General features: G+C 53.2%; 15 protein-coding genes, 5 tRNA genes and 1 pseudogene. 6 read left to right on the top strand and 15 right to left on the bottom strand.

From position 1 onward, the window contains the following. Positions 1-104 precede the first annotated feature (104 nt). The 12 genes from secE to VE954_RS27925 form a co-directional block, all read right to left on the bottom strand. Complete coding sequence (gene secE / locus VE954_RS27980) at positions 105-482, bottom strand: preprotein translocase subunit SecE (RefSeq protein ID WP_324959102.1); 378 nt, start codon at positions 480-482, stop codon at positions 105-107. A gap of 33 nt (positions 483-515) precedes the next feature. Further along, positions 516-588, bottom strand: a tRNA-Trp gene (locus VE954_RS27975). A 77-nt stretch (positions 589-665) separates the two neighbouring features. Beyond that, positions 666-1,859 (bottom strand): elongation factor Tu, encoded by a 1,194-nt coding sequence (tuf, locus tag VE954_RS27970; RefSeq protein ID WP_324959100.1) that lies wholly within the window; start codon positions 1,857-1,859, stop codon positions 666-668. Positions 1,860-1,969: 110 nt separating this feature from the next. After that, positions 1,970-2,044 (bottom strand) — tRNA-Thr (locus VE954_RS27965). Positions 2,045-2,235: 191 nt separating this feature from the next. Further along, positions 2,236-2,312, bottom strand: a tRNA-Gly gene (locus VE954_RS27960). A 46-nt stretch (positions 2,313-2,358) separates the two neighbouring features. Further along, positions 2,359-2,443 (bottom strand) — tRNA-Tyr (locus tag VE954_RS27955). Positions 2,444-2,471: 28 nt separating this feature from the next. Then, a tRNA-Thr gene (locus VE954_RS27950) sits at positions 2,472-2,547 on the bottom strand. Between the two features lie 94 nt (positions 2,548-2,641). Next, the gene (locus tag VE954_RS27945) at positions 2,642-3,760 is read right to left on the bottom strand and encodes an RNA methyltransferase (protein WP_324959097.1); all 1,119 of its coding nucleotides are present in this window, start codon (positions 3,758-3,760) and stop codon (positions 2,642-2,644) included. Then, a complete protein-coding gene (locus VE954_RS27940) occupies positions 3,757-4,998 on the bottom strand; it encodes a DUF4388 domain-containing protein (RefSeq protein ID WP_324959095.1) in 1,242 nt (413 codons plus the stop codon). Before VE954_RS27940 ends, VE954_RS27945 begins: the two co-directional genes overlap by 4 nt. A gap of 5 nt (positions 4,999-5,003) precedes the next feature. After that, positions 5,004-6,389, bottom strand: coding sequence for a sigma-54 dependent transcriptional regulator (locus VE954_RS27935; RefSeq protein WP_324959093.1), 1,386 nt, complete (start codon positions 6,387-6,389; stop codon positions 5,004-5,006). Further along, positions 6,382-8,679, bottom strand: coding sequence for a sensor histidine kinase (locus VE954_RS27930; RefSeq protein ID WP_324959091.1), 2,298 nt, complete (start codon positions 8,677-8,679; stop codon positions 6,382-6,384). The genes VE954_RS27935 and VE954_RS27930 overlap by 8 nt, the downstream gene beginning before the upstream one ends. Positions 8,680-8,696: 17 nt before the next feature. Further along, the gene (locus VE954_RS27925; RefSeq protein ID WP_324959089.1) at positions 8,697-9,338 is read right to left on the bottom strand and encodes a hypothetical protein; all 642 of its coding nucleotides are present in this window, start codon (positions 9,336-9,338) and stop codon (positions 8,697-8,699) included. Positions 9,339-9,423: 85 nt separating this feature from the next. Between VE954_RS27925 and VE954_RS27920 the strand changes: the two genes are divergently transcribed. Both VE954_RS27920 and tadA read left to right on the top strand, forming a co-directional pair. Continuing rightward, positions 9,424-10,320 (top strand): tyrosine-type recombinase/integrase, encoded by an 897-nt coding sequence (locus VE954_RS27920; protein ID WP_324959087.1) that lies wholly within the window; start codon positions 9,424-9,426, stop codon positions 10,318-10,320. After that, a complete protein-coding gene (tadA, locus tag VE954_RS27915) occupies positions 10,317-10,853 on the top strand; it encodes a tRNA adenosine(34) deaminase TadA (RefSeq protein ID WP_324959085.1) in 537 nt (178 codons plus the stop codon). Before VE954_RS27920 ends, tadA begins: the two co-directional genes overlap by 4 nt. On the opposite strand, the gene VE954_RS27910 is transcribed toward tadA, so the two are convergent. Continuing rightward, positions 10,749-11,348, bottom strand: coding sequence for a sulfite oxidase heme-binding subunit YedZ (locus VE954_RS27910; RefSeq protein WP_324959083.1), 600 nt, complete (start codon positions 11,346-11,348; stop codon positions 10,749-10,751). The genes tadA and VE954_RS27910 overlap by 105 nt on opposite strands. A gap of 86 nt (positions 11,349-11,434) precedes the next feature. On the opposite strand from VE954_RS27910, the gene VE954_RS27905 reads away from it, so the two are divergent. After that, positions 11,435-11,797 (top strand): hypothetical protein, encoded by a 363-nt coding sequence (locus tag VE954_RS27905; protein ID WP_324959081.1) that lies wholly within the window; start codon positions 11,435-11,437, stop codon positions 11,795-11,797. A 40-nt stretch (positions 11,798-11,837) separates the two neighbouring features. Here the strand turns inward: VE954_RS27905 and VE954_RS27900 are convergent, their stop codons facing one another. Continuing rightward, entirely contained in the window at positions 11,838-12,371 is a 534-nt protein-coding gene (locus VE954_RS27900; RefSeq protein WP_324959079.1) for a peptidylprolyl isomerase, read from the bottom strand. A gap of 76 nt (positions 12,372-12,447) precedes the next feature. Here VE954_RS27900 and VE954_RS27895 point away from each other — a divergent pair, with 76 nt between their 5' ends. The 3 genes from VE954_RS27895 (at position 12,448) to VE954_RS27885 (ending at position 15,686) form a co-directional block, all read left to right on the top strand. Then, entirely contained in the window at positions 12,448-13,623 is a 1,176-nt protein-coding gene (locus VE954_RS27895) for a THUMP domain-containing class I SAM-dependent RNA methyltransferase (protein WP_324959077.1), read from the top strand. Positions 13,624-13,873: 250 nt separating this feature from the next. Next, entirely contained in the window at positions 13,874-14,479 is a 606-nt protein-coding gene (locus VE954_RS27890) for a hypothetical protein (RefSeq protein ID WP_324959075.1), read from the top strand. Positions 14,480-14,744: 265 nt separating this feature from the next. Further along, a complete protein-coding gene (locus tag VE954_RS27885) occupies positions 14,745-15,686 on the top strand; it encodes a hypothetical protein (RefSeq protein WP_324959073.1) in 942 nt (313 codons plus the stop codon). A gap of 99 nt (positions 15,687-15,785) precedes the next feature. Here the strand turns inward: VE954_RS27885 and VE954_RS27880 are convergent. Continuing rightward, positions 15,786-16,572: pseudogene (locus VE954_RS27880) on the bottom strand (hypothetical protein); the annotation flags it as partial.

Here is a 16,572-nt window from a genome sequence, read left to right as displayed (position 1 = left end):
GAACCTTGTGCCCCAATGGCACACACATGAAGGCAAGCGCTGCGGGGTCGCAAACGTTTGCCATATTGTAACACCCTGCCAGGGATTCTTGCTATCTTAGGTGCTTAGGCGATGAGAAGACCAAGAACCTTGGCCCATACGAAGTCGAAGACGGCCAGAATGATCGCGAATATGCCGACGACGACACAAACAATCATAGTCATGCGCCGCGTGTCGGGCATGCTAGGCCATGTCACTTTTCTCAGCTCGCCAATGGCAGCTAAAAAATATTCATGCCGGTCTTTATTTGAACTCAATAAAAAGGCAGCCCCGACGCCAAGAGCCAAACTGGCTGCGGTCGTGGCTGGCTGATACCAGTCAAATCGATCTGTCCATCCCAGCTGGACACCCAAGGTGCCGAAGGCTTTGAAGAACGCCAAAGCGACCAAAGCTGCAAAGGCAACGTAAGCCAGTTTGAGCCAATAGGAATCATCTTTATTCATGGGTGTTCTCCGGACTGGTCTGGAGGGGCAGAGCAGGCGAGGAGGGACTCGAACCCACAACAGTCGGATTTGGAATCCGATGCTCTACCATTGGAGCTACTCGCCTAGAAAGAAAAACCTTAAGTCGCTCGAAGCCGACCGTATCCAAGACACGGTCGGCCTACGAACAAAAACTATCGAATATTACTCGATGATGTCAGCAACAACGCCGGCGCCAACGGTACGTCCACCTTCGCGGATAGCGAAGCGGAGCTCTTTGTCCATTGCGATCGGCTGAATCAACTCGACTTCGATGTCGATGTTGTCACCTGGCATAACCATCTCAACATTGTCTGGCAACTTGATGCTACCAGTTACGTCCGTTGTGCGGAAGTAGAATTGAGGACGGTAACCTTTGAAGAACGGAGTGTGACGGCCGCCTTCTTCTTTTGTCAAAACATACACAGAAGCTTTGAACTTCTTGTGAGGCTTGATGGCGCCTGGCTTCGACAAAACCTGACCGCGCATAACTTCTTCACGCTTGGTACCGCGGAGAAGGATACCGACGTTGTCACCAGCGCGACCTTCGTCCAGCAACTTGCGGAACATCTCTACGCCAGTACAGGTGGTCTTGGTGGTTTCAGCCAAGCCGACGATTTCCATATCTTCGCCAACCTTGATGATACCGCGCTCGATACGACCTGTAACAACAGTACCGCGACCTGAGATCGAGAACACGTCTTCGATAGGCATCAGGAACGGACGGTCGATAGGACGCTCTGGAACTGGGATGTAATCATCGCAAGCTTGAATCAGCTCAACGATTTTCTTAGCCCAATCGTCTTGTGCGTTGGCGGCTTCCAAACCTTTCAGAGCCGAGCCCCGAATGATAGGAGTGTCGTCGCCTGGGAATTTGTAGAGGCTGAGGAGTTCGCGAACTTCCATTTCGACGAGGTCGAGGAGTTCTGCGTCATCAACCATGTCGCACTTGTTCATGAACACAACGATCCGAGGCACACCGACCTGACGGGCCAGCAGGATGTGTTCACGTGTCTGAGGCATAGGGCCATCAGCCGCGGAAACCACCAGGATCGCGCCGTCCATCTGGGCAGCACCAGTGATCATGTTCTTCACATAGTCAGCGTGACCAGGGCAGTCAACATGAGCATAGTGACGGGCTTTTGAGCTGTACTCAACGTGCGATGTATTAATAGTAATACCTCGCGCCTTTTCCTCGGGAGCGTTGTCGATCTCCGCAAAAGCTTTCGCTACCCCGCCGTACGCCAAAGACATAACTTTGGTGATGGCTGCTGTCAGGGTTGTTTTACCGTGGTCAACGTGACCAATGGTACCGATGTTAACGTGGGGCTTTGAACGCTCGAACTTTTCTTTTGCCATGATTTCCTCCCGCTAAAGGCAGAAAGCGAAGTTATTTCTTCGTTATATAGCTCATTGTCTATGATTTTCATCGCAGAGACTGTTTTAGGTCTCCCGCTTTGAGGTAAGCATGGAGCCCAGAAGGGGCTTTGAACCCCTGACCTCGTCCTTACCAAGGACGTGCTCTACCCCTGAGCTACCTGGGCTAATAAGCGATTTTAAAAAAAATCGCCGACACATCCTGATTTTCATCAGGACTTCCCACTGCGCCTCCAAGAGATACAATAGGCATAACATCCCGCCTGTCTGGCGGTAGGACATTGGCTGCAATCGACCGGTAGTTTGTACCCTTTTATCGAAGCCTTCGTCAACTGGCTCTTCATCGAGAGAAGACGGATGGAGCGGGAAACGGGATTCGAACCCGCGACCCTTAGCTTGGAAGGCTAATGCTCTAGCCAGCTGAGCTACTCCCGCTTATTCCGACTTACGAACGATCTCTAGCAGCAGTGTGCCTTTCGGCTGGTGGAGGATGGTGGATTCGAACCACCGAAGGCTACGCCGGCAGATTTACAGTCTGCTCCCTTTGGCCACTCGGGCAATCCTCCGTATGGCACTGCTTCTATCAATCTCACATGGAGCTGGTGATGGGACTTGAACCCGCAACCTGCTGATTACAAGTCAGCTGCTCTACCAATTGAGCTACACCAGCACACGGAAACTCGTAACAATAAACAAAAAAATCGTTTAGCGCCTCGAGCGTTAGAAGGAATTACACTCTCCTCTCGATTTCTGTCAAGTGAAAGCTACCCCTCCGGGAGAATTTTGCCTTGAGCGGATTGAGCGCGCAGAGCGTGTATAAGAATACCAGCAGCCACCGATACATTCAGCGATTCCAGGTTTCCACCGAATGAAGGGATCGACAGAGTGAAATCACTCTTGTTCAAAATCTGAGCCGAAACGCCTTTGTCCTCAGAGCCGAGGACAAGCACGAGCTTCTCGTAACGGGTCGGCAGTTTGTCAACCGGGTTTCCGACCATGTCAGCCGCTGCGATCCAATAACCACAGTCTTTAAGAGCCATCAGGGTGCGGCCGAGATTGGTGACTTCCGTCGGACTCACCGTTGCGAAAGCTCCCTGCGCGGTTCCCAGAGTCGCCGACGTGATAGGTGCCTGGCGATCCTTGGGCATGAGAATCGTTGAAAGCCCGAAAAAAGCAGCAGTTCGTGCGATCGCACCGAGGTTCCGGGTATCGGTCACATGATCGCAGGCTATGATGAGATCTTCCGACCGGGCGGCAGCTTCGCTCAGAAGGTCCTCTTCATTCTTATATTGAAGGGTAACGCTGGCGGCGAAGCCGGTTTCCATCTCCTGATCTTCTTCACAGGCCAGGGTTACACCGTGTTCAGCAAGAATTTGATGCAGGCGTTTGGCTTCACGGGGAGCATGGTAGATCTTGTTGAGGGCGCCGGGTTGGGCGCGAAGATATTCGGCAAGGGCAGACCAGTTGTTGATGAAGAGTCCCTCACGACCTGTCTGATGCGAACGGCGGGCTTTTTGAACCGCGCGTCCGGCTTCAGCGGAACGTTGAGGCCGCTGATCTTCACGCCCGGTTTCAGAGGAACGTGGAGCTTTTTGACCTTCATGACTCACTTCAGGGGCGCGTTGAGGTCGCGGTCCTTCACGACCGGTTTCACCTGAACGTTGAGGTCGCGGTCCTTCACGACCAGCTTCACCTGAGCGTTGAGGCCGCGGTCCGTTACGACCAGCTTCACCGGATTTTTGCGGTCGCTTGCTATCCCCCGACCGCTGGGGTCGGACGCTATCGCGCTCGGAAGCAGGACGAGGTTTGGGTTTCTCGCGCCCAGTCGGATCGGAGGGACGCGCTTTGTTTTGCGGCTGACGTTTCGCTTGTAATTTTTTCACGTGACCAAATTTTGAAAGGAGCGCTTCAGCTCCCAGCCTTTGCCGCTGGGAAGGAGATCACCGATCACCTGCAGAAGAAACAGGATAAGACCTTGCATCTGATTGGCCATGACTTCGGCCTGGCGCGCGCTCGTTCGTGCCTTGGTGTAGATGCTCACGATGGCCTCCGGGGCTATCGTGCCGTCCTGCAGGACAAAGACCGGGGAACGTCTGAAGCTATACTGCTGATCCAAAAAGAGTTCAATGTCGAGTACGGGGAAATCGAGCCCTTCCGCCGCAAAAGCCTTTTTGGCTCCATCTATAATGAGATGATAGGCATCGATGAGACCCTTAATCCCTTTGATCTGAGTTCCACTATCCAGACCACGTGTCGAAGTGTCATACCCTTCAATGCGAATGACATGATGATTGAGCATGTCAAAAAGTGCGCACAAGCTATTGGCTTCTGTCAGCTTGGAATGCTCCAGAAATGCGTCAATATGCGGGTTGCTGTTGACCAGCTCCAGCGTGTCCCCAATGAAGGTTCCCGGTTTGGCGCCGATGCGTTCCAGCACAAAGTCCACGCCTGTCATGGTGCAGCCCTTATCGAGACGCACGCGGAACTGCCGATAAAGCTCGGCATAACCCAGGCTATCATCGATCAAAGTGGTGGTCGGTTCATCAATCGCCACAGCCGTCGGCGATAGATGCTGCCCCGGTTCCAGCTGAACGTAAACGAAGTCATAAAGAAAGGTGGACTGAAAAATACTGATGACCTGAAGTTTTAACGCATCCCACAGTTGCGAACTGCTGAAGACACGACTTTCCAGAAGCACCCTTCCAAACTTGGTGGTTCGATTCACCTGCACAGCAGCTTCCGTCAGCTGATCGAGTGTGATCTGTCCCGCACGGTAAATCACTTCCCCCAGGCGATCATCGATCAGATTGGAAGCCGCAAAGACCAGCTCGCCGCCACGGAAGTACAGTCGCTTCACGCTATCGCCAAGGTCCACCGACATCAGCCCATCAAACTTTTGCGTCACCAAACCGTGCAGCATGGAGACGAAAACGCTGTGACTCAGGCGCCCCGCTCCGGCCTGATCCCCGCGCATGGACAGGGCCACCGCTTCACTTTCGACGAGAAGACGTTGCCGACCAATGGCGCGCACCTGCCAAGCCTGGCCTTCGGCGAAGGCGGCGCTTTGAATCTGAAGGAGGCCCGAGGCTGCTTCGACGGTCACTCTTTGGTCGGTCGGCATAGTCTTTACCCTTTGGCTTTAGGCTCAATCCCGTAAAGTTTCATCTTGCGATGCAGGTTGCTGCGTTCCAAGCCGATGGCGTCGGCAGTCTTGGTGATATTCCACTGATTTTCTTCAAGCTTACCTATAATGTAAGCTCTTTCAAAGTCTGTTTTTGCCTGCTTCAGGGTACTGGCGGCTAAAAACTCCTGACTCAGGGGATCCTCGATTTTTTCACTGGATCCCAGCAGATCACGCAGAAAATCCGCTTCAATCAATTCAGCGTCCGACATGATGCAGGCACGTTCCAGCAGGTTTTTCAGCTCGCGAATATTGCCCGGCCACGGGTATTCCCGCATGACTTTTTGGGCTTCAGGAGTCAAAATTTTCTGCTTTTCACTCAATTCCTGAGCCATCTTGAACAGAAAATGCTGAGTCAAATCAAAGATATCCTCGCCCCGATCACGCAGCGGCGGCAGGTGGAAAGGCACCACATTCAAGCGGTAATAAAGATCCTCGCGGAACTGGCCGGTTTTGATCTGTTCTTTCAGGTCCTTGTTGGTAGCCGCCACGACCCTAACATCCACGGTCAGGGTTTCGGTGCTGCCGACCCGTTCAAAGGCTTGTTCCTGTAAAATACGTAGTATTTTGGCCTGAGTACGGAGAGACATGTCGCCAATCTCGTCCAGAAAAAGGGTGCCCTGATGGGCCAGCTCGAACTTGCCTTTTTTCTGGGAAATCGCATTGGTAAAAGCGCCCTTGGTGTGACCAAACAGTTCCGATTCAATCAGTTCTTCAGGAATCGCCGCACAATTCACTGCCACAAAAGGCTTGGTGGCGCGTGAACTTTTTTCATGAATATGTCGGGCCACCACTTCCTTGCCCGTACCATTTTCACCGGTAATCAGAATCCAGGCGTTGCGCGGCGCGACCATATTGATTTGTCGTTTGATTTGGGAAATCAGAGGGGAATTGCCGATCATATCGGGAACGGTGGAGTGCCGGCTTTTTTCATCCTGCTGCAAACGAATCTGCCGCGCGTGATCCAGGAGAGGAATGAGTTTATCGAGCGACAGCGGCTTTTCCAAATAATCAAAGGCCCCAAGCTTGGTGGCCCGCACTGCAGTTTCAATGGTGCCGTGTCCACTCATGATGACGATGGGAATCTTGGGATTTAACTGCCGCATCATCTGCAGCGTTTCGATACCATCCATGCCCGGCATCCAGACATCAAGGAGCACCAGGTCCGGCTGTCTTCGACTATACAGCTGCAGCCCGACCTTGCCATTTTCAGCTGTCACCGACTGCCAGCCTTCATCATCAAAAACATCCGCCAATGTTTTACGTATGCTTTCTTCGTCGTCCACGATCAAAGCGAGGCAGGATTCTCCGCTTTTCAAAGTCTCAGGCATGATGCCCCCTTTTTTGCTTGGCCTCGTGACAGGGCAACTCAATAATAATGACGGTTCCGATGGGCTGATTGTCGGCAATACGCAGATAACCTCCATGATCGGAAACGATTTGATTAACGATCGCCAGCCCCAGTCCTGTGCCTTCCTTTTTAGTGGAAAAGTACGGTTCCAGGACGCGTTGTTTCAAGTGCTCCGGTATGCCGCAGCCATTGTCCGCGATCTCAACCCGAATGGTGTTATAGTTCTCCAGCAGTCGACTGCGAAGGGAAATCGCGCCCTTTTCCCTTTCTTCCGGGATGGAAGCGATGGAATTGGCAATGATATTGGTAAAGACACGCATCATCTGCTCCCGGTCCAAGGGCACAAGGGGCAGCTGGTCCGACAAACCTGATATATCAAAATCGACGGCTGAGTAGCTCATACTGTAGAGGCCGACGACATCCCTCAGGATGGCATTGATATCCTCGGGCTTGGTTTTAATGGAAGGGAGGCGGGAAAACTTTGAAAACTCATTCACCAAATCACGCAGAGCGTCGACTTCCGATACGATGGTTTCGCAGCAGGTGACAAAAACTTCCTGATCCCGCCCCTGAAACTGGTCACCAAAACGCCGCAAAAGACGCTGGGCGCTGATCTTGATGGGCGTAATGGGATTCTTGATCTCATGAGCAATGCGTCGCGCCACTTCCCGCCAGGCCGCCACGCGCTGCGCCTTGACCTGTTCGCTCGCGTCATCGATCACCACCACGATGCCGAGATCATCGCCGTTTTCATCGACAATATGCGTGCCGTCGGCCAACAGGAGCAGATCGCGACCAATTTCGGCCAGATCGATCTCGCCGCTGAAGGATCCATACTGCACGCGTTCCCGAATGGGTCGCCACAGGGCTTCACTCAATTCGGGACCGAGGACATCTTCAATCGGTTGTCCTACCGCATCGCCGGCCCGAACGTTAAGCAGCCTCTCTGCAGCGCGGTTGATGGAGGTCACGCGATCCTCCGCATCGACGGCAAAAACACCCGCACCAATATTGGTCAAAATCACTTCCATGTACTTGCGTCGACGATCCAGCTCTTCGTTGGTTTTTTCCAGCTGGCGCGTGAAGTCCACGACTTTATTTTCATGCTCCCTCAGGTCGGCGATCATGCTGTTAAAGGCACGGAAGAGCTGCCCTGTCTCATCATCCGACCGCACCTCCAAGGCCAGCGAATAGTTACCGACGGCCACCTCACGCGTGGCTTCAGCCAGCCGTTGAATCGGCGCAATAATGCCACGCGCTACATAAAATCCAAGCCACGTTGCGGAAAAGACGATGATCACCACCATCAGAACGAGCAGGATCACATAGCTCAAACGATTCAATTCGGCACTGGGTTTCAGGCTGGCAAATTCCTGTATAATGGTTTCCACGCTTTGCAGAATTTGGGTATCAAAACGTTCCTCGAGCACCACCATGCCGAGCAGATCCTTGCCATCCGGATCAAAGATGGGCGCCACCCCGCGCACCACATCGTGCCCTTCATCAGCATCGACGATGGCCCGGGCGGTGAGGCCGGCGTTATCACGAAATCGCTGCATGGCATGCAGAATAAAACGCTGCTCCCGAGCCGAAAGAGGAGCCTTATCATTTTCATTGTGCCAGGCCAGGCGTCCATCCCGATCATAAACCCGTACGTTACCGACTCGGAACTCGCGAGAAAAACCTTTCAGTTTGCTGGCATTGATTTCATAGAAAGGATAGGACTCCTCTCCCAGGTCCTGACGTACGGGTTCAACCCGTTGCAAGGCCAGGCGGGCAAGACTGGCCAGACGCCGCTGATCCCGATCATAGACCATCGCACCGGCTTCCCGCGTTCGGTGCATGGTGGCTTCCACCCGCGTGGAAAACCAGGTTTCAAAACTGTCGGTCAGAAAGCGGGTCGAGATATAAAAGAGCAGAGCCGTGGGGGCCACGGCGAAGAAGACCAGAGCAATGACGAGTTTGGAGCGCAGTTTGGAGCCAATGACACCACGTCGCCGATCCAAAACCAGTTTCACGATGTTACGAAACAGCATGAAACTCAGGATCAGAATCAGCACGACGTTGACATTGATCAGACTAAAGTAGACCAGCGAATTCAAGAATTCCGGATGGCGCGAAAGGTCCCGACTTAAATCAAACAGACGACCTTCAAGGCGGGAAAGAGCTACAAATAAGCCTGTGACCAGTATCATGGCAACCAGCTCAAAGAGCCTTTTGCGCTCCTCGCGGGATGCCACTCCCACAATTTTCAGCCAGCCTAAATCCACGCTCGTGTCACCCTTCCCTATTTCGCGACCGTATGCAAATACACCGAGGCAAAGGCATAGGACCGATACAGAAGACGCAACTCGACCTGACGATTCGCGTCGTTTTTAATGTCCTTGAATTCCACGCGAACCTTATCGTCCACGACAGAACTATTGGTCTTCACATCCACCACTTGAATGGGATCATCCGGCCCCATATCCAAGACTTCACCATCGCGAAGATGATGCTGGACCCCTTTGATATCGAGCGTCAGTGACTGGAGTTCCGGAGTCAAAAGCGAAACGGTGATATCCCCATGCACGCGATCGCCGCTGCGGGCCTCAATCTTGTACAGGTTACCCATCTTGTTGAGCGACCAGCCCTTTTTTAAACCGCCGGTTGGGATCACGATATCGCGATCATCATTCTGCCAGCGGCGGGGTCCTTCCCCACGATAGCCCACGAAATTAAGGATTTCTGCGCCCTTGGCCTGACCCTCCAGAACAGCATAAAGCAGTGTCAGGTCATCGCCGCGAATAAGTTCCAGCCGCTCTTTGCGGCGGATTTCTTGTTCCGAGCCATTTATACGCACTCTGACACGATCCAGCCGGGGAGTCACCACAGCCTCAACGGCGGCAGCGTGAAGCAGGGGGAGGAGCAGAAGATGCCAAAGTCTCATGGTTGTCAACAATCCCTCGCTCTGTTTAAATGAGGAAGATGCAGCGTTAGCCCGTAGATTAACATAGCCTGGATACGAAGTCCCCATGACCTCACATGAACCTGATCTCGTCGAACGATTCAGCGAGTCCCTGAAAGCCAAAAATCGGCAGCCAGCGACTGTGGAGTCCTATTGTCGCGACGCCCAGGATTTTTTGCGGTTTCTGGAGAAGAGTCATCTGACCTTGGATACCGTCGAACCACAAACCCTGCTCTGGTTCCGGGACCATCTGCGTGATGCCAGTGGCGAGCGGGAGAACTCCGTGCGGCGCAAAGTCATCGGCGTTCGTCAGTTTTTTCGCTTTCTGGCCGATGATCGCAAGATCCTGTCCTCACCCTTTGACATGATGCCCATTCCCGAACGTGATGATTCGCTGGATGCGGGTTTGAGTGAATCCCGTTTTAAGGCTCTGATTCAGCAGGTCTCCGAACCCGGCATTAAAAACCGGCGGGATCGGTCACTGCTCTATCTTTTGGCTTATGAGGGCCTCAAGGCCAGCGAAATTATCGATTTGAAGTGGCGGGATCTGATCCAAAGCAAGCGCACGCAAACGCTCTCGGTGCCCGGGCTCAAAAGTCGCACGATCCAGCTGCAGGATGCCACCAGCCAGGCTCTTACGGAATATTCTGAAACCTTTCAGGCCTGGCTCCGGCATCAAAGTCCCGAAGCCCGTGAACGTTATCCCTGGATGTTTGTTGCGTTCAAAGGCAAGGAACTGCCTCTGGTTCTCCCGCGCATGACCCGCCATGGCCTGAAATTCATGTTGCATGAGCTGGGCGAAAAATTGGGCTTCAAACATCTGCACACAGAGACCCTGCGTCATCACGCAATGTGCTATCAGCTGGCCATCGGCCGTGGCCCTGAGGATGTCATGGTGCACCTCGGTCTACGCCGCCTCGGCAACATCGGCAAGCATCTGGCGCAGTACCGGAACCCGACATGACCCCAACCGAACGCGATGAGAAATGGATGCGCTTCGCGCAGTCGTTGGCGGCTCATGCAGCATCCTTGGGCGAAGTTCCCGTTGGCGCTGTGATCGTCGCGGATGATCGCATAGTCGCCACCGGTTTTAATCTTCGGGAAATCACCAAACAGGCGACCGCGCATGCGGAACTACTGGCCATTCAAGAAGCCAGCCGCCTGCTCGACAGTTGGCGCCTCAGCAGCTGTGAACTGTATGTGACCCTCGAACCCTGCGTGATGTGTTCCGGTCTGATTCAGCAGGCTCGTTTGAAACGCGTGGTGTTCGGAGCTTATGATCCCAAAGGTGGTGCCCTCGGCAGCCTTTATCAAATGAATGCCGATTCGCGTTTAAATCATCGTTATGAAGCTTTGGGGGGCGTGCTCCAGCCCGAATGCAGCGCGCAGCTGTCAGCTTTTTTTGTAGCTCGGCGTCGGCAGAAACTTTTGCAGGCGCAGGATCAACGGCTTCCAGCGCAGCAGGATCAGAAGGACGACGATGGCGAGAGCCCATGACGCGCGATCAAATCCTGTCTTCCTCGCCAGCATGTAATGCAGTCCAATCAAAACGCCAACCGGAAACACCAACCGATGCAAAGTTTTCCACTTACGGCCCAAGGCCTTTTGCGATCCAAGGTTGGAGGTCAAGGCCAGCGGCAGGAGAAGGATCAAAGCGATCATTCCAAATCGAATGTGCACGCGCTTCGTAAAGTCATCGATCAGTTCAGCCCAGTCCCAGCCTTGATCCAAAGCCATATAAATCAATGAATGAATGGCCCCATAAAAAAATCCCAGCAGCCCCAATATCTTCTTCCAGGGTTGCAACGCCCGCAGTTTGCCGATTTGCACGAGCGGCCTCACGGCCAGGCTGCCTAAAAGAAAGCACAGGCCCCAGAGTCCGGTCAGATGCAGAACTTCGGTGACGGGATTGGGACCACTTCCCTCGACTGTGAAAACATAGCCAAGCCACAGAATCGGGAGCAGTCCCAAGGACCAACCGAAATATCGCATGAAGCTGCTCCTTCCCCTATACGGAACATCGCCCGACTGGTAGATTCCCGAAGTTCTATCGATCTTGGAACTGTCAGGAGAAAATAATGTCCTACGATTTTTACAAAGTCATGCACTTCCTGGGCCTTTTCATGTTCTTCACCGCCTTGGGCGGGCAGTTTGCACAAGCCATCAATGGTGGCGATGCCAAGCAACAGCCGGGTCGACGCTGGGTAGGAATGTTCCACGGCATCGGTCTACTGATCGTTCTCGTGGCAGGTTTCGGGCTCTCGGCCAAACTTGGCGTTGGATTCCCTGGGTGGGTCATTGGCAAAATGGTGATCTGGGTTATCCTGGGTGGAGTCGGTGCCCTGGCGGCTCGCAAGAGATCCATGGCGGGCATGCTTTGGGTTATCACCATCGCACTTGGCATGTGTGCAGCCTACCTGGCTCGAGCCAAACCCTTCTGAACCTAAGGGGCACCACGGCCCCATGAGGCTGGAGATCGGATCAAAGCGGGGTTTCCACGACTTCGGCCTTGGAGATCGTCACAGGGTCGATAGGACGATCCTGGGGCCCGGTCTTCACTTCGCCGATGCGCTTGACGGTTTCCAGACTTTCTTTGTCCGCTGTCCGTCCAAATACGGTGTATTGCCCGTCCAGATACGGCACCCGCTCCAAACAGATAAAGAATTGCGAACCGGCTGAATTGGGATCGTTGGTTCGAGCCATGGAAAGAACGCCAGGCTCATGCGGGCGATTATTGAATTCAGCGTTGATGGTATAGCCGGGACCGCCGATGCCGGATCCTTTGGGGCAACCGCCCTGAATCATAAAGCCCTTGATGATCCGGTGAAAGGTCAGGCCGTTATAAAAGCCGGCCTTGGTCAAGGAAACGAGATTCTTGACGTGACCAGGAGCCACATCGTGAAAGAGTTCCAGATTGATGGGACCCTGGTTAGTTGTCAGGTTGACTTGGTATCGGTTCTTATTAAAGTCTATCGTCTTCTCGATATCTTTGACTTGCTGCTTCACATCTGTCATAAGCCATTCCTTTATACTAGTGCCCTCTGCAAAGAGGTGTTCAGAAATACCTGAATCCAGGGCGGGAGTAAATAACTTGAACGCTTCCTATATCGCAATCTGCTCGCAGGATATCATCGACGCCACGGCCCAGGAACTCGAAAGCCATGGCGCCAGCAAGGTCGAAAAAGGCTATAAAGCCGTTTACTTCGAAGCTGATCAGGAGCTGGCTTATCGTCTGCATCTCATGCTGCAAACGCCCAGTCGTATCCTGGAAGTTGTGCGCCGTGGTGGGGCCGGAAGCCTGGCTGTTGTCACCAATCAGGCTCGCAAGGTCAAGTGGGAAGAATACTTTCGACCCGATAGCACCTACCTCGTTGAAGGCGTTGCGGGCGATCGCGGCCCCAACGCGCCGACCGGAACACTCATCAGCAAGGCCGTCCGTCTTGGCCTTGAAGATGCCTTTCGCAAAATGGAACGACCTCTGCCAACGGTTGATCTCAAGGAACCTAAAATAAAAGTCGTCGCCTTTTTGTTAGGCGGGGAATTAACCATCAGCGTGGATTCTTCAGGGAAATCCATGCATAAACGCGGCTATCGCGGTGAAGGTCACCCGGCTCCTATCAAGGAAAATCTTGCCGCCGGTCTTTTGCGACTCGCAGGTTTTGATGGAACACAAAACCTCTACGATCCCATGTGTGGCAGTGGCACGATTGCGATTGAAGGGGCCTTCATGGCTTTGGAAAAAGCCCCCTTGATTCACCGCAAAAAAGGTCAGTTTGGCTTTGAAAATTTCGCGAAGTTTGATGCCCAGCTGTGGCGCAAGGTTCAGGATGCGTGCCGCGCCGAGCGCCTGACCGAGCCTAAAGCGGGCTTGTTTGCCAGCGACATCAGCCGCAACTATATCGATGCCGCTCGTGAGAATGCATTACGGGCCCGCGTGGAAAAGTATATACAATTTCGCAGCGGATCATTCTTTGATCTGAAGGCTCCGGCTGAGACAGGATTGCTTATCAGCAACTTTCCGTATGGCGAGCGCATCGGTAAGCGGGATGAAGAAGAGCTGATCAATTTTTATAAGAAAGTCGGTGATACTCTCAAGCAAAAGTATGCTGGCTGGACCGCGGCTCTGCTTGTGGGTGAAGACACGCCTTATAAATTCATAGGCCTGCGTCCACGCCGCAAGATTCCCATCGACAATGGTGGCATTCCGTGCCGCCTGCTTCTCTTCAGTCTGTATGCAGGGAAAAAATACAGCGGACCGGAAGAATAAAACGGTTCGCAATTTCTTACGTTGAGGCAGTCTTATCATACACAGATTTGTCTGCCTCGCCCATCACCCCACCAGTGTTTTCCCTATCATTCCATGGCACTGACCTAATTACCCCTACACAGAATATCCGTAACGTTCCGCGATCGTAGCGAAAAACGGCGCCTTTTTTTTGTGTATCAAGATGGGCCGCCTCAAAACCGAAAAGATATTCAAGACACAGCATTAATCCGGGTAAAAAAGGGGGAGCGACGTGACCACGTTTTCGTCCATATCCATTTTGGTTTTTTGTAGCGTCCTGGCCGCATGCTCAGGCAGCGAATTCAAAACAGGTTCGACTCCTTCAGGGGACGGCCCAGCTGCGCCTGAAACAGAAACTGTCACGCCGGAAGAAATAGGTTCCACCGCGGACCAGGCGCCTTCGACAACCGATCCTTCTGATCCCGCTGCGCCAGCCCCCACGGTCACGCCGCTGGTCAAGGCCGAGGATAAGACCGCTTTGGATGAATGCACCAGGCAGTGGGGCAAAACGCCTTTCACACCGCAGGAGCTCGCGGCGCCGAAGTTGGTTGAGATCAATGAAGACGTTGCCAACAACGCTGTGATATTTACGGACGATAAGATTACCGCCAAGGATACCCTGTTTCTGGTTAACTTCAATATCAGCGTGGGCAACAACGGCCAGCTTGCCTTCATGAACCCCAAGGGTTGGTATTGTTTTAACGTGAAGGCCAAGGTCATCAACAACTTCGTCATCAATGCCGCGTGTGACGCGCATGTGGCGATCGTATCCAAGCAGGCCCAGAACGACAAAAACTTTATGATCGTAAGACAGCAGCCCTGTCCTGCCGTTCCGTAAGGACCCCGCTCCCTTATATACACAAGAAATACAGGCGCTCCGGCTCAACACCGGGAGCGCCTTTTCCTTTTTGTGCCGCGATTCAAGCCACTTGGAAAATCTCCAATCCTATCAAGGTCTACACAGAAAATAGTCCAATCTCATTTCTTACGACTTGGTAATTGCAGCCCGGAACTTCAGAGTCTGACAGCTCAAAAGTGGGGTGGCTTGGTGCGCGGACCCCGGCACCGAAGGGTATGATGTAGTTCTTGGAGGAGATAAAAACATGAAACTTGGATTTAAACATTTAGTCTGCTTGGGTTTCCCCTTTATCCTGACTGCCTGTGGCAGCGATACACCTTCCTTCGTGGAAATTCCCGAAGGCATCATCACTCTTACAGTTGACAAGAATGCTGTCGATGAAGATTCATTCGACATGGACGAATTGATGGGTGACGATGAGCTGAGCGCGGATGCCACTGGTATCGACATGGAAGCTGGTTATGCCGCTGGCTTTGATGACGAGGAAGTCGCGGGCGAAGACACCCTGGTCAGTGAAGATGATAATGCCAAAGGCAATGAAAAAGCCCGCGGTCAAAAATCGAAAGCCACGACCACCACTGCTTCTAACACAACTGGGTCTCAATCTGCGGACGCGACGGTTGTCACCAACACCCCAGATTCCGGCTCGACCTCGGGATCAACTTCGGGCTCAACAGGCTCCACCGGCTCGACCTCGGGTTCAACAGGTTCCATCGGTTCGACCGGCTCAACCCCGGACACAGCTTATGATGCCAAAGCCGTAGCCAAAGCCTGCTTGCCTCACTTCCGCGGTTTGAGCCAGCGAATCAAAGTCGTGGATGCGTCAGCTCAAGCGAATCTGAAAGTGGCCCCCGGCACAGTCATCGCTTTCAAGTTGACCGGTAACTATTCGAACCTGAACATTCACCTTCCAGCCGGTAATGACCTGCCAGGTGTCTGCTTCTTTGTAAGCGGTAATCACGCGGACGTGAAGTTCTCAACAGCTTCACAGATGGATGGATTTGCTTACATCGCGGCAGGTAATCAATCATCGGGTGCGATCGAATTCCTTGGAGGAAGCCCTGTTCGTTCGCATATCGAGTTGAAAGGTAACCAGCCTGAGCTGAGTGTGTTGGGCCTTAATGCCAACCTGTGCCAAGGCGCAAATCTTAACGGAAATGCTCCTCGGTTTCAGTGTAATCCCTGATCTCTAGAGTCCCTTCGATGCAGTAAAAAAAATCGGAATCCCCAGGGATTCCGATTCTTCATTTTCAGCTATTGCAATGAAATCAAGACCGGTTTGCTGTCAAGGTTTAACACAGGTCACGGCCGCCGCATCACAAGGGTAAGTCCCCTCGCCCTGCATGACGATACTCGGTTGATTTCCGTTGGCATCAACCTGCATGCTTTCGACGACTCCGCTCTTGCTCACGGTAGCTTCCACCAAAGCCTTGTTTCCACGAGCCTTGATGTAGATCTTGCCGACCGAGATGCCAATGTCCATCGTCACATGACTCTGATTGCCCGTGGCGAAGATACAAATGGCTGAGACCCGAGCTCCGGGCGCATCTGCTGACATCTTCAGGTGCACCTGGTTTTGGTTGCCAGTCACCTTAAGGGCAAACGCATCCGACGGTGAGAGCGTCACAGACTTTTGTGAACCGCTCACTTTCACGCGGTCTTTATTCACACCGGCGATCGAGGCGCAGGCACCGGCATCAGCATCATTGCCTTTGCCTGATCCTTTCCCCTTACCCGTTCCCTTATCCGAACCGTTGCCGGTTACGGTATCGGTTGGATCATCGGGATCATTGGTCCCACCACCGGTTGTGCCTTTACCGGCATCTCCGGTATCCACGCCGCCGGTTCCCGTACCATCGGCACCCGTGCCAGTGCCCGTACCTGCGCCGCCCGCATCTTTGGAATCGTTGGTGCCATCAGGGCCCTCTATCGTGGCGATAGCGTCCGATCCACTGGGATCCACGACTTTGATTTCGTAGGTCTCGGCTACGGTTTTGTCCTCTGAAAATTTTCCTTTTTGGCAGGCGATGGGCAAAAGCGTTGCCATCCCCAGAACCAGAATTGGCCATGGT

This window comes from Oligoflexus sp., from assembly GCF_035638955.1.
In the GTDB taxonomy this organism is placed as follows: Bacteria; Bdellovibrionota_B; Oligoflexia; order Oligoflexales; family Oligoflexaceae; genus Oligoflexus.
This window is presented reverse-complemented; position numbering and strand designations above follow the sequence as displayed.

Bases quoted from the DNA above. Each gene is read 5' to 3' on its own strand.
- secE (WP_324959102.1), bottom strand. From the start codon at position 482: ATGAATAAAGATGATTCCTATTGGCTCAAACTGGCTTACGTTGCCTTT.
- tuf (WP_324959100.1), bottom strand. From the start codon at position 1,859: ATGGCAAAAGAAAAGTTCGAGCGTTCAAAGCCCCACGTTAACATCGGT.
- VE954_RS27905 (WP_324959081.1), top strand. From the start codon at position 11,435: ATGTCCTACGATTTTTACAAAGTCATGCACTTCCTGGGCCTTTTCATG.
- VE954_RS27925 (WP_324959089.1), bottom strand. From the start codon at position 9,338: ATGAGACTTTGGCATCTTCTGCTCCTCCCCCTGCTTCACGCTGCCGCC.
- VE954_RS27910 (WP_324959083.1), bottom strand. From the start codon at position 11,348: ATGCGATATTTCGGTTGGTCCTTGGGACTGCTCCCGATTCTGTGGCTT.
- VE954_RS27900 (WP_324959079.1), bottom strand. From the start codon at position 12,371: ATGACAGATGTGAAGCAGCAAGTCAAAGATATCGAGAAGACGATAGAC.
- VE954_RS27935 (WP_324959093.1), bottom strand. From the start codon at position 6,389: ATGCCTGAGACTTTGAAAAGCGGAGAATCCTGCCTCGCTTTGATCGTG.
- VE954_RS27885 (WP_324959073.1), top strand. From the start codon at position 14,745: ATGAAACTTGGATTTAAACATTTAGTCTGCTTGGGTTTCCCCTTTATC.
- VE954_RS27940 (WP_324959095.1), bottom strand. From the start codon at position 4,998: ATGCCGACCGACCAAAGAGTGACCGTCGAAGCAGCCTCGGGCCTCCTT.
- tadA (WP_324959085.1), top strand. From the start codon at position 10,317: ATGACCCCAACCGAACGCGATGAGAAATGGATGCGCTTCGCGCAGTCG.
- VE954_RS27920 (WP_324959087.1), top strand. From the start codon at position 9,424: ATGACCTCACATGAACCTGATCTCGTCGAACGATTCAGCGAGTCCCTG.